11 protein-coding genes are annotated in these 15,164 nt (G+C 59.3%); 5 read left to right on the top strand and 6 right to left on the bottom strand.

All coding sequences use genetic code 11. From position 1 onward, the window contains the following. Positions 1–38 precede the first annotated feature (38 nt). From addA to tsaE, 5 genes are all read right to left on the bottom strand, one after another. On the bottom strand, positions 39–3,656 hold the full coding sequence (gene addA / locus H151_RS0105635; protein ID WP_019960672.1) for a double-strand break repair helicase AddA: 3,618 nt from the start codon (positions 3,654–3,656) through the stop codon (positions 39–41). Then, the gene (addB, locus tag H151_RS0105630; RefSeq protein ID WP_019960671.1) at positions 3,653–6,703 is read right to left on the bottom strand and encodes a double-strand break repair protein AddB; all 3,051 of its coding nucleotides are present in this window, start codon (positions 6,701–6,703) and stop codon (positions 3,653–3,655) included. Before addB ends, addA begins: the two co-directional genes overlap by 4 nt. Positions 6,704–6,799: 96 nt before the next feature. After that, a complete protein-coding gene (locus tag H151_RS0105625; RefSeq protein WP_019960670.1) occupies positions 6,800–7,510 on the bottom strand; it encodes a nucleotidyltransferase family protein in 711 nt (236 codons plus the stop codon). Beyond that, positions 7,507–8,622, bottom strand: coding sequence for an aminoglycoside phosphotransferase family protein (locus tag H151_RS0105620; protein WP_019960669.1), 1,116 nt, complete (start codon positions 8,620–8,622; stop codon positions 7,507–7,509). Before H151_RS0105620 ends, H151_RS0105625 begins: the two co-directional genes overlap by 4 nt. Beyond that, entirely contained in the window at positions 8,603–9,073 is a 471-nt protein-coding gene (tsaE, locus tag H151_RS0105615) for a tRNA (adenosine(37)-N6)-threonylcarbamoyltransferase complex ATPase subunit type 1 TsaE (protein WP_019960668.1), read from the bottom strand. The genes H151_RS0105620 and tsaE overlap by 20 nt, the downstream gene beginning before the upstream one ends. 188 nt (positions 9,074–9,261) lie before the next feature. Here tsaE and H151_RS0105605 point away from each other — a divergent pair, with 188 nt between their 5' ends. The 5 genes from H151_RS0105605 to H151_RS0105585 all read left to right on the top strand — a co-directional run bounded on the left by H151_RS0105605 (position 9,262) and on the right by H151_RS0105585 (position 14,672). Next, positions 9,262–10,500: an NAD(P)/FAD-dependent oxidoreductase gene (locus H151_RS0105605; RefSeq protein WP_019960666.1), complete on the top strand. Its 1,239-nt coding sequence runs from the start codon at positions 9,262–9,264 to the stop codon at positions 10,498–10,500. Between the two features lie 48 nt (positions 10,501–10,548). Beyond that, a complete protein-coding gene (locus H151_RS0105600) occupies positions 10,549–10,869 on the top strand; it encodes a 2Fe-2S iron-sulfur cluster-binding protein (RefSeq protein ID WP_019960665.1) in 321 nt (106 codons plus the stop codon). Positions 10,870–10,924: 55 nt separating this feature from the next. Further along, positions 10,925–11,533, top strand: coding sequence for a hypothetical protein (locus tag H151_RS0105595; RefSeq protein ID WP_019960664.1), 609 nt, complete (start codon positions 10,925–10,927; stop codon positions 11,531–11,533). Positions 11,534–11,572: 39 nt separating this feature from the next. Continuing rightward, entirely contained in the window at positions 11,573–12,046 is a 474-nt protein-coding gene (locus H151_RS0105590; RefSeq protein ID WP_233354532.1) for a TonB family protein, read from the top strand. A 160-nt stretch (positions 12,047–12,206) separates the two neighbouring features. Further along, positions 12,207–14,672 (top strand): sensor histidine kinase, encoded by a 2,466-nt coding sequence (locus H151_RS0105585; protein WP_019960662.1) that lies wholly within the window; start codon positions 12,207–12,209, stop codon positions 14,670–14,672. A gap of 101 nt (positions 14,673–14,773) precedes the next feature. Here H151_RS0105585 and H151_RS0105580 read toward each other — a convergent pair. Beyond that, positions 14,774–15,164, bottom strand: a 391-nt coding sequence (locus tag H151_RS0105580; RefSeq protein WP_019960661.1) for a transposase, incomplete at its 5' end; no start/stop codon positions are given.

The raw sequence follows: 15,164 nt of genomic DNA, 5'->3' as shown, positions 1-15,164 counted from the left end.
ATCATTTGATGAACACCTAAGAAGCCCCGCGCGCCGGGTCAAGATGATCCCTGTTCGAAGAGCGTATCGAGCAGCGCGCTGGGTAGCTCCATCAAACGTGGCCCATCGGTCCAAAGAAGGGCACAGCGGACGGTTTTCGACGGGTGAAGCGCGCTTAAAAGCGCTTTATACGCCGCCATTTGGCCCAGATAGACCCGCGCAACCCCCTCCACCTCCATCGGGGGGGGACGATTGGTTTTATAGTCGATGATCAGAATCTCGTGATCACGAATAATCAGGCGGTCAATCTGTCCGTTGACCCGCACATGATCGGGTAATCCCGGTGCCCGGCCCGCCAGAGCCACTTCAGCGCGCGATCCCGGCCCGAAAATCGGTTTAAAGTGCGGATCGTTTAACACCTTCAATGTCTCGCGCGCGATTTCATCGCGCTGATCCGCACTGAGATCGGCATGCTGATCCAAAAAGCGCGCCGCGGCCGTCGCCCAGCGGCTTTCATCGAGATCAGGAAGAACTTGCAAGAGTTTATGGATCAGCGAGCCGCGCCGGAAACGCTGCATACCGCCCTGGGCCAAAGGCGAAAGGCTCGCGGGCTCAAACTCATCCTCATCGGCGAATAAGCGCGAGGGCGCGATATTGCGCAAGGCCGCCCCTTCCACAGGCACGGGCCGTGTTAGCCAGTCGGGCACGGCCTTGTCCGTCTGGCGCTCCAAACGCGGCGCACAGGCCACCGGATCGACGCCATAGCGATAGCTTGGCTCGCCCGTCCAGCCATTGTCCACGGCGAGCGTATCTAACGGGCTTTCCACCCCGCGCCAGTGCGCGTCATGCGCGCCGGGCCAGGCCTTCATCAGGCGATCATGCCAAGCCCCCTCACTAACCTTGCCTGGCGCGCGGCCATGGCGTGCGCCGCACACGATCAGGCGATCGCGCGCGCGGGTCAGCGCCACATAGAGCAAGCGATTATATTCGGCCATCATATCGCTGTGCGTTTCATCGCGCAGGCTTTCTACCAAGGGCGCTTTGGCCCCGGCTTCATTGGCCCAGATAACACCCAGATCGGGATGGGCAAAGAGACCCTGCTTGGGCGCATTCGGGGTCTTTGTGGTATCGGGCAGGAAGACCACCGGCGCCTCCAAGCCTTTGGAGGCATGGACCGTCATCACCCGCACTTCATTGCGCCCGCCCTCCATCTCGCGCTTGATATCGCTGTCATCATGATCAAGGGCATGGACAAAGCGCACCAGGCTGGGCGCGCCATCGCGCTCAAACGCCAAGGCGCGGCTTAAAAATTCTTCACACGGATCGCGCGCCTCCTCGCCCAGGCGGGCATAAAACCGCGCCATGCAGCTTTCCCCTGTGGTCGTGATCTCGTTCAAGAAAGTCGCAAAGAAGGCATAAGGCCCATCGGCGTCGACGCGCGCGCGCGCGGCCTCCAGCGCGGCTTTCGCCTCCATAAAACGCGGATCTTCGCTCGCGCGCAGCTTATCCCACAGGCGTTTGTGCTTGGAGAGGCTGAGATCAAACAGCGCATCATCATCAATCGGGGGCTGATCGAGCGCAATGGGATGAAAAGCTGGGCTTTTCAAGATGATTGCCAGCGATAAATCATCTTCAGGCAGCAAGGCAAAGCGCGCCAGCGCCAATAAATCCTCGACCACCAATTGCTGAGGCAATTTCATCCGGTCCGCCCCGGCGACGGGAACGCCATAGAGCTTTAACCGGCGGATCATTTCTTCAAACAGGCTGGAGCGTTGACGCACCAGGATCAAGATATCACCCGGCTCAACCGCGCGCTGAACCCAGCCCTCAGGGCCTTCATCCCAGACCCCATCGCCGCGCGCAATCATATCGCGAATGGCGCGCGCGACCGCTTCAGCGAGTTGATTGCGTGCGGAATCCCCGCGCGCCTGATCCACGGGCTTGGCCTCCAGATCGGCGTTAAAGTCTTCTTCCTCAGGACTTTCCGGTTGAGGAATCGAGGGCCAGATTTCGATGGTGCCGGGGGTGTTGAGGCGTGCGGCCTGATGACCTTTATAGGCCTGAAAAGCCAGGCCAGGCGTAGGCGCGAATTTCACTTCCGGGGCCGCAAAATTAGCCCTTACGCTGAGCTGCTGAGCCTCCAGGGCGAAGGCCCAATCGACCGCTTGTAAAACCTCAGGCGCTGAGCGAAAGGACGCCGTCAAGGGCGGCTGAGTGAAGGCCAGCTCGGCGGCCTCTGAGCGCGCCGCAAGGCTCTCACGCTCGGCAATAAAGCGTTTGGGATCAGCGTTCTGGAATGAATAGATCGACTGCTTCTCATCACCCACACAAAAGACGGTGCGGATTGTATCGCTCTGCGCACCTTCGCCGGAGAAGAAATCCTCGCTCAATGCGCGCACCACGGCCCATTGTTCGGGCGCAGTATCCTGGGCCTCATCCACCAGAACATGCTGAAGACCCGCATCCAGCTTGTAACGCGCCCAATCGCGCGCCTCTGAATCTTCCAACAGGGCCCGCGCGCGCTCGACAAGATCGGAGAAATCCACCGCGCGCGCCTGCTTCAGGCGTTGTTCATAGGCATCCAGAAAGGCATGGGCCAGGGTCAAACCGGCCGCACTTAATTCACGCACACTGGCACTGGCGATGCGCGGCATGATCTGGGTGATCAGATCCGCGCGCAAAGACCCGTCCAGCCCAAAGGCGTCATCAATATGGGGAAAGGCCTTAGCGATATCTTTGGTGAAGGGCGCTTTCTTGCCCGGTTCCCCCTTGGCCGTTAGAAAGATAGACGTGTAGACGGCAAACGCCTCCTGCCATTGCCCCGCGCGCAGATGGGCGAGGATATGGCCCAGGCTTTCAGCAAATTTCTTATCCGTCGGCTTGGTCCCTGTAAGCGCCGCCGAATAGCCCGCTTCGATCAGATCGCGGTCCAAGGCCTCCATCGCCGTGCGCTTAATCCCAACCGGGGTCGCATCGGGTGCCACCCCCAGCGCCTCGGCCAACGCATCATGCAAGCCCGCTAAGTCACCCGCCTGGTGCAGGGCCTTGCGCAAGGCATGGCGTTTGAACTGGGCTGCAGAAATGATCTGTTCCAGACCTGTAGAGCCAACTTGCTCAATAATCAGAGAAATCGCGGATGCAATGGGACCGTCGGGAGCCTCCAAGGCTTGGCCCAACACCCAGCGCAGGGCATGGCCGCGCTGGATCGCGCTTTCACGATCTTCCTGGGTGGCAAAGCCCGGCGGCAAGCCCGCTTCCAAGGGAAAGCGTCGCAACAGCCCTTCGCAATAGGCGTGCAGGGTTTGGATTTTCAACCCGCCCGGTGTTTCCAACGCGCTGGCAAACAGACGCCGGGCCTGAGCCAATTCTTCGCCATCAGGGGTCTTGCCACTCAACTTGGCTAACTGATCGGTCAGTCTCTCGTCAGAGGCCGTTGACCATTCACCTAACTTCTTGAAAAGACGTGTCTGCATCTCACCCGCGGCGGCCTTGGTAAAGGTCACGCACAAGATATGATCGGGCCTGGCCCCATCCAGCAAAAGGCGCGCCACGCGGTCAACCAGAACGCGGGTTTTACCCGAACCGGCATTGGCCTCGACAAAGACATTATAGCGCGGATCAGCGGCGAGATTTTGCGCCGCACTGGCGGCCTCAATAATGGTGGGATCAAAACTCATGCTTCATCCCCCTCGCCCTCTTCACCGGTGACGCCCCATTCTTTACGCCGTGCCAAATGATCATAATCACCCCAGCTATTAACCCATTTGGCGCGTGGCTGGCTTTTATAAGGGGTCTCGGCCTGATCAAAATGCGCAATACGCGCTTTTAACAGGGCATAGACCCGCTCGGACACCTCCATGACGTCATCATCCTTGCCCGTGGCCGATTTTTTGATCCCGGGCGTGCGCCCGCCAGTCAATTGCACATACACCAGCGCGGCACTTTCATGGGGCGGCACATCGCTAAACCCGCCCTGGGCCGCGATGATCGCCTCTAACGCCAGCTGAGGTGCAAATCCGGCCGCGACCTCCTTAGTGGTTGGCACACCACCGGTTTTGTAATCGAGAAGTTCCAATGCCCCATCGGCGCGTAGATCAATCCGGTCGGCCCGCGCAGTGAGGGTGAAAAGGCCGCCGGGTGCCTCAATCGACAGCCGTCCCTTGGTTTCTAGGGCCAGCGGGAAGGTGTTTTGGCGTCGCCGCGCGGCTTCAAAGTCCAAAAACCAGGCCATGGCCCGGCGAAAGCGCGGTAATTCATAGCCCAGATCATTGGGATCGAACCCGGCCTCTAAGAGTGCGCCTTGCGCGCGCTCCATCAGCTGGGCTTCACTATCCAGTGGCAAGGAGGCGCCTACGGGCAGAGATTTTAAGAACCCCTCCAGCACATTATGAAGGGCCGTGCCGCGTTCAGCCGCGCCCGGTTCGCGATCCAAAGGCTCCAGCTTTTCCAAGCGCAAGATCTTACGGGCAAAAATCGCATAAGGATCGCGCACCCAGGTTTCGATCTGCGTGACGGACAGCTGGCGCGGACGTTTGGAGACTGGTGGACACGGATTGGGCGGGGCCAGACGCACCCGGCGTGCGGGCGCATCCAGCACACTGGCGACATGTCGATAATCAAGCGCGGGCGCAAAGGCGGCCTTGGCCGCACCCTCACCCAGCGCGCCGCGCGCCAGGGTTTGCAACCGCCAGATCCAGCGCGAGGCCACCGCCGGTGTGCCATCCACCTTTTGCGCGCGGGTCATCACCACGCGCGGCGAAGCGGCCATTTCGGCAAAATCATGGGCCGCCAGGCCAAAGCGCAGTTCGGGTGCCGACAGGCCCGCCGCCAAGCGCATACCGCGCGAGACAAAGGGATCAATCTTCGGCTTGGCAGGCCACACGCCTTCATTCAAACCGGCCAGGATGACCATATCGGCCTTGGCGAGACGCGCCTCCATCGGGCCGAAAATCTGCAAGCGAGGATGCTGACCAAAGAGCGGACGCACCCGGCGCGAGCGGGCCAGCTCGATCAAGCTGCGTTGGAAATCTGCGCCCGTCATCGGGGCCAGCGCACCGGATTCCTCAATAAATTCACGCATCAGGGTTGCCATTTCGCCCCCTGATCCGGCCCATAGCCGTTCTGCGCCCGATTGGCGCGCGGTTTCGGCCAAAGCTTCCCCAGCCTCCACCAAGCCCCGCGCCCAGGCGCTCGCCGAATGTGCGCCCTGCAGCTGCATCAGCGGGGCGAGCCCTGCCTCAAACCGCTCCAAAACCTCCTGCCAAACCGGGGCATCCTCTTTATCGGCGACGGTTTTGAGAATATGAGCTTTGAGCGCGCCAAAACTGCGCCCGGGACGGCGTCCGCGCAAGCTCAAACGCTCCATCGCGCCAAATATGGGACGAAGGCGCGCACGGTCTTCACCCAGCGCAAATAAGGGCGAGGCATAAAGCCCCGCGAACGCCAAGGCCGAGCCCGGATCCAGCGCCACATCCATTAACCGCATCAGATAAGACCCGCTGGGCGTATCGCTTAACGCCTCCCCCGCGGTGTCATCCATATCGACGCCAAAGCGGCGCATCTCCACGATGACCCGGCGCGCCAAAGCGCGATCCGGTGTGACAAGGATGGCCCGCGCGTCTGGACTTTCAAGCGTTTGGCGTAGGTGCAGCGCGATAATACGCGCCTCCTCGCCCGGTGTGGCCGCTTCGATGAGGGACAATCCGTCCAGCGCCTGGGTAAAGACATCCTCCCCAAAATCCGCTTTCAGGCGGGCCACACATTTCAGCCAATCGCCGGTGGCTTTGGCGGGACGTAAAGCCTCAGCCAGGACATGACGGCGCGCCTTGGCGCTGTGATCTTCTTCAATGCCGGGCCACAGGCTGACATCGCGGCGCGTCAGGCCCATGCGCGCCAGCGCCTCTTTCATGGCAAACTGGGGATGGCTTTCATCAAGATCGCTCCAGCTGGCCTCATCCAGATCACAATCAAAGCCGGGAAAGACCACACAGCCCTGATCGAGACGCGCAACCACACCCATTAAGTCCGCCGCCGCCGGGATAGACCCGGTGGAGCCCGCGATCACAACCGGGCCTGGCGGCGGGGTGGTGCGCCATTTATCGGCCAAAGCTTTCAACAGTGCCGAGCGGCGAAAGGCCGGATCCACACAGCCCAATTCCTTTAACCGTTCGGGCCACAGGCTGAGAATAATGTCGAGGAACAGCGCGGCTTCTTGCATGTGCGCCGGCAGATGCGCGCGCACAACCTCATCCAGGCGGCTGAGATCGGCCCGGTCTTCCGTGGCCAAATCATCCAGCAAGCGTGCGAGATCTTCACTCAGGGCGAGCGCCGCACCCGGACCCATGGATCGGCCCACCGCGGTTTCGCGCGCAATGATCAGGCGCGCCAGCTCAAACCGGCGGCGCGCCGAGGAGATCGCAGGCGGGGCAATGTCAGACAATTCACCCGGTTCAAAGGGCTTATCATCGGCATCGACATCGCCAATCGGGCGGATCATGGGCAAAAGGGCCGCGGGCATATCCACCCCGCCCAGATCGGCAAAGGCATCGGCCAGCGCCCGGCCCGCCCGGCGCGTGGGCACCAGAACCGTGATATCGGCCAAATCCTCAGGCTGGGCACAGACCGCCTTTATCGTACGCGCCAATTCGGTGAGGAAAGGTACGGAAGGCGGCAGGGTATAAAGCTTTGGCCCCGGCCCCCACAGTTTCTGCGGATCACAATCCATCGCCCTACCCTTCTAAAGAATCACCTAATCTCAGCCCCTGGGCTTTGGCCTAACCCAAGACGCGAAGATAAACCAGATACAAGACCTTAGACGCGATTAAGACCGTAGGCGCGCTTCGGCTTCGTCCCGCGCTTTGGGATCGCCAACATGCATCCAGAACGGAGCCATTTCGACACCGATCATCCGGCCCTCGGCCAAAGCCCGATCCCACAAACGATTAAGCGAGAAGGCTTCAAGGGGTTGGTCTTTCAAGACCCGCGGATGAAGGATTTGCGCCCCGGCATAGACATAAGGAGCCTGGGTGCGCGCGCCGCGCCGTTCCAAACGCCCATCATCCAACAGATAGAAATCCCCCGCCCCATCATAGCCCAGCGTATTTGCCAGAGGGGCCAGCAGCAGGCAGAAATCATGAGCGTCTGGGTCATAGGCGGCGGCGAGGCTTTTCAGCGCTTCCCCATCGGGATCGACCCAGACCGCATCTATGTTTGAGACATAGATCGGATCATCACCCAACAGGGGCGCAGCCTTCACCAAACCGCCCCCGGTTTCCAGCAAAGCGTCCCGCTCATCAGAAATAATAATAGTGTTATGATCTTGGCGTGATTTCAGATGGGCTTCCAGGGCATCGGCGAAGTGGTGAACATTGACCACGACCTGATCGAGGCCAACACTAGCAAACCGATCGAGGGCATAATCCATCAAGGTCTGCCCGCCCAGCTCCACCAGCGCTTTACAGCGATCATTGGTCAGCGGGCGCATACGGGTGCCAAGACCGGCGGCCAGCGCCATGGCGCGCTTTGGGATCATCGCTGAGCATCCTTCATCACAATCTCGGCATGCTTTGTGACAAAGGCTTTGAGATCTTTCAACAGGGGATGATTGATATTTTTGACAAAATGACGCGCGACACGCGGGATAAGATCAAGATACTTCCCCTTTTTATCACGCACGGCCAGGCGCACGAAAATACCCAAAATCTTGGCATTCCTTTGCGCACCCAAAATCGCATAAGCGGCTTCAAAGGCTTCGCGATCTTTCAACTTCGCCGCCTCGAAGAAGCGATCTTTCAAGGGCTCCACCAGATCCGCCGAAACATCGCGGCGTGCATCCTCCAATAAGGAGACCAGATCATAGGCCGGATGGCCAAATAATGCGTCCTGGAAATCTAAAAGCCCAACACGGGCCTGGCCTTCACGCTGGGGCAGCCAGAGCAAGTTTTCCGCATGAAAATCGCGCAGAATGAGGCCCGGCGCATGGGCCTCAAGGGCGGGCCAGAGCTGATCCCAGATCGCATCCCATTCATGCAGCTCATCCGCGCTTAAATTCTGTTCCGCCTGAAACTTGATATACCAATTGGTGAAGAGGTGGGTCTCCGCACGTAAGGCCTGATGATCATAGGCCCCGACCCACCAGCGATGGTCCTGAAAATCGAAATACTCTAAGAAGCTGGACCGATAAAGCGCGCCCAAAACATCAATAGCGCCGGCATAATAGGCCCCTTCATGGGCCCCGGCCTCAATATCACGCGCGAACAGATTATCGCCTAAATCCTCAAGGATCAAAAAGCCTTGACCCAGATCCGCCTGCCAGATGCGCGGCGCGGAGAAGCCGCGCTGGGTCAAGCCTTGGGCCAATCCGCAAAAGGCCCCGGTGTTGCAAGCCGACAAGCGCGCTTCGGCATTGTAGCCCAGCTTGGCGCGCATATCCCAATCCGCATCAGGCGGACAGGCGGGCGCTTCAGCCCCTGAGGGCGCATCCATCAAGATCGCGGTCTTCCCATCCTTAACCAAGCGATAGTAAGAGCGCGTGGAGGCATCACCGGGAAAGGCGATGATCTCACACCCCGCCCAATCGCCGGCGGCGACAAACTCTAAACGGGCCTGATCGCGGCTTTGCGGTTCAATCTTGCTGGAATGCATGTTCAATGTCGCCGATGCGGCGCCCCCAATCCCCCTGAGCCGTGAACGTTAGTTTTCGCCCATCGCCATAAGGGGTTAATGTCACGGTGAGATAATCTGGCGGACAATACCGGCCCAGACGATCTGGCCATTCGATCAAGGCCACATGATCGCCGATCAGATCATCAAATCCCAATTCTTCTAGCTCGTCTTCTTCCTCGACCCGATAGAGATCGCAATGCATCAGGGGGCCTTCGCGCCCGTCATAGATCTGCATCAGGGTAAATGTGGGACTGGGCACGTCATCCACATCGCCATATTCGGTGATGAAACCGCGCGCGAAGGTGGTCTTACCCATGCCCAAATCGCCCTCTAACAACAGCGTATCGCCCGCGCGCACAAGCTGCGCCAAACGCGCACCCGCCTGCAAGGTCGCAGCTTCATCAGTGAGGATATGTTCAAACTGAGCCATTATTATGTGATTAATAAGCCCTAGGAGAGAGGGCAAGATGGTAACGCCAGCGCAGCGAAACTTTCTTGGGCACCGCTTGGCCTTTTTTCTGGGCACAGACAGTTGGCCACAGCGCCTTCACCTTGACTTTGTCAGGCGAAGACCAACCTGATACACCCATGCGACTTTGATAAGAATTGAGCCTTTTCATGACCCAATCCCCCTTATCCGGGCCGTTCGGCACTGTGATCATTGGCGCTGGCCAGGCCGGGCTCAGCGCGGCGACAGAGCTCAGAAAACGCGGCTATCAAGATCCCATCACCTTGATCGGGGATGAGGCGAGCCTTCCTTATCAGCGCCCGCCCTTGTCCAAAGCCTATCTCAGCGGGGATTTAACGCTGGACCGGTTGTGGCTGAAGCCTGAAGCCTTTTATGAGAAATCCCAGATTGAGGTTCTCACGAATACCCGTGTCACCACGCTGGACCGGGCACGCCAATTGGTAATCACGAAAGACGGTCGTGAAATCGCCTATGATTATCTGATCTTGGCCACCGGAGGCACAGCCCGGCGCATTCCCATTCCCGGCGCGGATCTTATGGGTGTCCATGTGCTGCGCGATTTGATCGAAGCCGATGGCTTGTCCGCCGCCCTAGACCAAGCACGCCATGTCGCGATCATTGGCGCGGGCTATATCGGGCTGGAAGTCGCCGCCTCTGCGCGCAAACGCGGGCTTGATGTCACAGTGATCGAAGCGGCTGAGCGCCCCATGGCCCGCACGGCCAGCGCCCTGCTGGGCGGCTGGTTCGGTGCCATCCATCGCGGCTATGGCGTGGATCTGCGTGTGAACACGCCCGTCGAGGCCATTGTCGGGGACGATAAGGCCGAGGGCGTCAGAATTGCGGGCGGTGAAGTGATCACGGCCGATCTGGTCTTAATGGCCACGGGGCTGACGCCCAATACGCAGCTGGCTGAAAGCGCAGGGCTCTCTTGCAATGACGGGATTGAGGTCGATGATAGCGCGCGCACCGATGATCCCTTGATCTATGCCATCGGCGATGTGGCGAACCTGCCCAGTGCGCGCTATGGCCGATCGCTGCGCCTGGAATCGGTTCATAATGCCATCGAACAGGGTAAGGCCGCCGCCGCCAGCATTATGGGCGAGGCGGTCAACTATGATCCCGTGCCCTGGTTCTGGTCAGATCAATATGAGCTGAAACTGCAGATTACCGGCCTGATTGAGGGTGCCGATCAGAGGGTGCGCCGCGGTGATCCCGAGGAAGGGCGCTTTGCCCTCTTCCACTTTAAAGACGGCCGCTTAATCGCGTGCGAAGCGGTCAATGCCCCGCAGGAATATATCGCCGCCCAGCGCATGATTGCCCAGGATAAGCGCCCCGACCCCGAAGCGTTACGGGATGTCACAGTAGCGATGAAAACCTTCTTGGCTTAAACAGACGCCTTCTGCCTGCGCCTGAGATCTGACGGAGTCCCTAAAACCATGACAAAAATCACTTATATCGAACACGATGGCACATCCCACACCGTGGATGCCCCTGAAGGCTTAAGTGTGATGGAAGCCGCAATCCGCAATATGGTGCCCGGTATTGATGCCGATTGTGGCGGAGCATGCGCGTGTGCCACCTGTCATGTCTATGTCGATGGCGATTGGGCGGGCAAAACCGGCGAGCGCTCCTCCATGGAAGAATCTATGTTGGATTTTGCAACAGATGTGCGAGACACATCGCGCCTTTCGTGCCAAATTAAGGTGACTGCGGAACTGGATGGTCTGACCGTCCATTTACCAGAGCATCAGGGCTAAGCTCAAACGGGGTGAGCTTGATCCTGGGTATGCTGAAGGGCCAGAGGGGAAAGCCATGCGCGATGCATTTGAAAGCCGACCAATCCTGAGCGGGACGCTGATGGTGTCCCTTATCGCGCTTGTTCTTGTGGCGATCGGCCTTCTCATCTGGAATTTTGCCTTAGATCAACGCCCGGTTCTGATCAGCAGCAATAATAAATCCTATGGTGGCCATATCACGCTCCACCCTTTGCATGATCTTAGCGATCCCCATTATGATCTCTTCATTTCCCTGGAAGACGGCACCTATAGCGAATTTGGGCGTCCCTTACGTCTGATCGGGTGCTCGGATGAGCGCTATATCTGTCTGGAATGGCCGTTTCTCTTTGCCTTCCCCAAGCGTGGCACGCCCAGCAGTAATGGCTGGGACCATGCGGGCTATCATTTTGAGATTATCAGCGAAACCAACCGCGATTTTTGTGGCCGCACGCGCAAAACCTATCTGATTGAAGGCAGCAATGACGAAGGCTGGTCCAGCCGGGTCTGGTATCGCCCTGATTTTGGCGTTTATGCAGTGATGACCGGCCAAGCCGAAGAAGGGCGCCTGGTGGAGGTTGAGCGCAGCTATGCCACCTGCACACAAGGGCTTTTAAACCGGCGCATGATCTATTCAGATCGCTATTAAGGTCTTAGTTTGGCCCCAAAGCCCGCCTAGGGGCTTATCTTGAGACCTAAACTGAGTGTGATTATGATCCAGCGCCTTCTCGTGAGCCTTTTTGTCCTTGCCGCTAGCCTCACCTTAAGCGCCTGCGCCACAACGCCCTTCAGTCATCCGCGTGAGCGCGCGATCTTTCGCGCGACCTCAGACTTCCCCCACCTGCCCCATGTGGATCGCATGACCAATGCTGAGGGCTGTGTGGGCGAGCCTCTGCACGCCTTACGCGCACCGATGCCGGATTATCCGGCCCGTGGATGGTCGCGCGGCCTGCAGGGCTGGTCAATTGTGCAGTTCGATGTGGAGCGCTCTGGCCAGGTCGTGAATGCGCGTATTGCCAATGGCATTCCCGGCGGATCTTTCGACCGTGAAGCACGTAAAGCCCTTGAAAATTGGCAGTTTAAGCCGCTCATCAGCGAGATACCCTTGCGCGGCTGTGTGGTCTTGTTTGAGTTCCGCATGGGTGAGGTACGCGTGCGTTAATCCACGATCGCTTGTGGAAAGACTTAATGAATAAAGCCAGCCCCATCGCTTTAGTGTTAGGATTTGGTTAAAATCCTGATTCGCGAGGCTCAGTTACACTCGAGTGAATCGAGTTATCCAAGAGGCTCCACGGGCAAAAGGCGAAAGGCGCGCTAAGCTTATGATCATCGGCGAACCGGTTCATCTCGCAACCTTGGCCATTACCGGCGGCGCGGTCGCCTTCGGGGTCGCAACCAGTTTATGGGCCTATCGCCTGACCACGGGCGCGCGCGCGGCACAGAAGGCCTGGCGCGAGCGTGTGGCCAAGTTGGAAGAAAAAGTCTCCCACGCCGATAGCCTGTTTGGCGTTCACCCCGGCCTGGTCCTGGTCTGGGATGCCGCCCATGCCCCCAACGCCCATGATTGGGGCGCACCGCGCGTTTATGGCTCGCCCACGGCGCTCGCGACCATGTTGCGCTTTGCCGATTTGAACTCCAATGACCCACGCTCCAACCCGGCTGGCGACCTCCTCAACAGTATTGGTGATTTCGAAGCGCGCAGCACCAATGGCGATGACACATCGCTCCGCCAGAAAATGTCTCAGCTGGTCGAAGATGGTACGCCCTTCTCCCTCTCGATCTCGGGGCCATCGGGGCGCTTTATCGAAGCCGATGGCCGCACTGCCGCCCATCAGGTGGTAATCTGGCTGACGGATTCTACCATTCGCGGCCTGGAAGAAGCCAATGCCCGCGTGCGCCTGGAAGCGGCGCGCCAGACCGTGTCTGAAGATCCGCTGGCCTTCCTGGACATGTTGGGCCGTGCGCCCATTCCCGCCTGGCGCATCAATGCTCATGGCAAGCTGGAATGGGTCAATCCGGCCTATGCCCGCACCGTGGAAGCGCGCAGCGCCAGTGAAGTCCTGGAAGACCAGATCCTGATTGATCACTCCGTCACGGAGCTGGCCGCCGAGGCCCTGCGCACCGGTCACCCTGCGCGCGAGACCCGGAATGTGATCGTGGATGGTGAACGGCGCACGATGGAAATTTCCATCTTCCCCGTCTCTGGCGGTGCGGCCGGTTTTGCCTTTGACATTACCGAAGGCGAAGATGCGAAATCGCAATTGCGCCATTTCCGTCAATCCCATGACGACACGCTGAACCAGATGGTTGAGGCCGTGGCGATTTTTGATCGTGGACGGCGCCTCGTATTCTCCAACCAGGCCTTCTCCAAACTCTTCAAGCTCGATGACGCCACCTTGACCGAGCGGCCCACCCATGGGGCCCTCTTGGATCGGTTGCGTGAAAAGCGCCTGATCCCTGAACAAGCCGATTATGCGCGCTGGAAATCGGGCGAGCTCGCCCATTATGAGCAGGCCCCCAATCAGGAAACGCCCGATGAGCTGTGGCCCCTGCCCAATGGGCAGACCCTACGCGTTGCGCGCCAGCGCCACCCCATGGGCGGATTATTGTTGATCTTCCAGGACATGACTGATGAGCTGGCCCTGCAGGCGCGCTATAACACCTTGATCAATGTGCAGCGCGCGACCTTGGACCGTCTGCATGAAGCGGTGGCGGTCTTTGGCTCTGACGGGCGTCTGCGCCTGCACAATGCCGCCTTTGAAAGCCTGTGGCAGCTCGATCCTGAAGCCCTCGATGGTGTGGCCTTTGATGACATCGCCCATCGTAGCCATGGCCTTTACCCCAACAGTCAGGCCTGGGCCGATCTTAAAGCTCGCATTACCGATCCCAGTCCGGATTCGCGCCAACCCACCACCGGGGAGGTGCGCCGCGCCGATGATCGCATCTTGACCTTCGTCACCCGTCCGCTGCCCGATGGCGCGACCTTGATTGCCTGGGATGATGTTTCGGACTCCCGCCGGATCGAAACGGCGCTGCGCGAACGGGCAGAAGCGCTGGCCGCCTCTGACCGTATCAAGACCGAATTCGTTGAGCATGTGAGCTATCAGCTGCGCACGCCGCTGACCACGATTGGCGGCTATGCCGATCTATTGGCCCACGGCTTTGCCGGGGAGCTGAATGATCGCCAGAAAGATCATATGGGCGCAATTCAGACCGCGTCTGAACAACTGGCCAAGTTGATCGACGATATTCTGGACATTGCCGCGATTGATGCCGGTCAGCTGGAATTGGACATCGAAGAGACATCACTGGCGCAAACCGCCGCAGAAGCGATGGATTTGATCGCCAGCCGCGCTGAACATGGCGGGATTAAAATCGCGCTTGATACCGAAGGGGCCACGCGCGCCATTCAAGCCGATCCTAAGCGGATCAAGCAGATCCTCTATAATCTGCTCACCAATGCGCTCGATCATGTTGAGCCCGGCGGCAAGATCGAAATCGGCGCGGACGTCGATGGCGATGGCGCGCGCCTGTGGGTGGCCGATGATGGCGAAGGCATCAGCGAAGACGCCCAGGCGCGGGTGTTTGAGCGCTTCCAATCGGGCGAAGGCGGCGGGGCGGGCCTCGGCCTCTCCCTCGTGAATGATATGGTAAAGCTCCATAATGGCTGGGTTGATCTGGAAAGCGTGCCCGGGGAGGGCACGCGGGTGACCTGTCACTTTCCCCGCCCAGCCCACAGCCTTGACGCGCCCGTCCTGATCCAGGCACAAGAACAATTGCGCGCTTAACGGTTTAATATACGCCGCCTACACTGACGGTAAGATGTGAAACATGGATCCCCAGACACCTATGGTGTCGGGGATGACGTGATTAGAGTTTTATCCTGTCATCAACTCTGATATTTTCTGTCGTCCCTGATTCTTGCGTTGAGGATGACGATGATCTTTCGCATGAGGGCAGCGATTGCGAGGATGGGCTTCTTTCCGTTGTTGATAAGTCTTTGATAGACCTCTTTTAATGGCCCGTTAGCGCGGCTTGCGGACAAGGCTGCCATGAAGAGAGCTGGCTTGACGCCCGAGCGTCCGCCATGCATCCGGCGATATCCCTTGAGGGTCCCGCTGTCCTTGGGATGAGGGGCGAGCCCGGCGAGGCTTGCGGCCTGGCGCCGGTCCATGCTTCCCAGTTCCGGCATGGTTGCGGCGAGGGTGATGGCGGTGCGCTTGCCCACGCCCGGCAGGCAACAGCTGACCTCGATCCGGCGAGCAAGCTGCGGCGAGGCG

Origin of the sequence: Woodsholea maritima DSM 17123, from assembly GCF_000382325.1 — a bacterium.
Lineage (GTDB): Bacteria > Pseudomonadota > Alphaproteobacteria > Caulobacterales > Maricaulaceae > Woodsholea > Woodsholea maritima.
The sequence above is the reverse complement of the archived record's forward strand: the minus strand, read 5'-3'. Positions and strand labels throughout refer to the sequence as shown.

Excerpts from the sequence above, each read along its gene's own strand:
- addA (WP_019960672.1), bottom strand. The coding sequence starts at position 3,656 with ATGAGTTTTGATCCCACCATTATTGAGGCCGCCAGTGCGGCGCAAAAT.
- addB (WP_019960671.1), bottom strand. The coding sequence starts at position 6,703 with ATGGATTGTGATCCGCAGAAACTGTGGGGGCCGGGGCCAAAGCTTTAT.
- H151_RS0105625 (WP_019960670.1), bottom strand. The coding sequence starts at position 7,510 with ATGATCCCAAAGCGCGCCATGGCGCTGGCCGCCGGTCTTGGCACCCGT.
- H151_RS0105620 (WP_019960669.1), bottom strand. The coding sequence starts at position 8,622 with ATGCATTCCAGCAAGATTGAACCGCAAAGCCGCGATCAGGCCCGTTTA.
- tsaE (WP_019960668.1), bottom strand. The coding sequence starts at position 9,073 with ATGGCTCAGTTTGAACATATCCTCACTGATGAAGCTGCGACCTTGCAG.
- H151_RS0105605 (WP_019960666.1), top strand. The coding sequence starts at position 9,262 with ATGACCCAATCCCCCTTATCCGGGCCGTTCGGCACTGTGATCATTGGC.
- H151_RS0105600 (WP_019960665.1), top strand. The coding sequence starts at position 10,549 with ATGACAAAAATCACTTATATCGAACACGATGGCACATCCCACACCGTG.
- H151_RS0105595 (WP_019960664.1), top strand. The coding sequence starts at position 10,925 with ATGCGCGATGCATTTGAAAGCCGACCAATCCTGAGCGGGACGCTGATG.
- H151_RS0105585 (WP_019960662.1), top strand. The coding sequence starts at position 12,207 with ATGATCATCGGCGAACCGGTTCATCTCGCAACCTTGGCCATTACCGGC.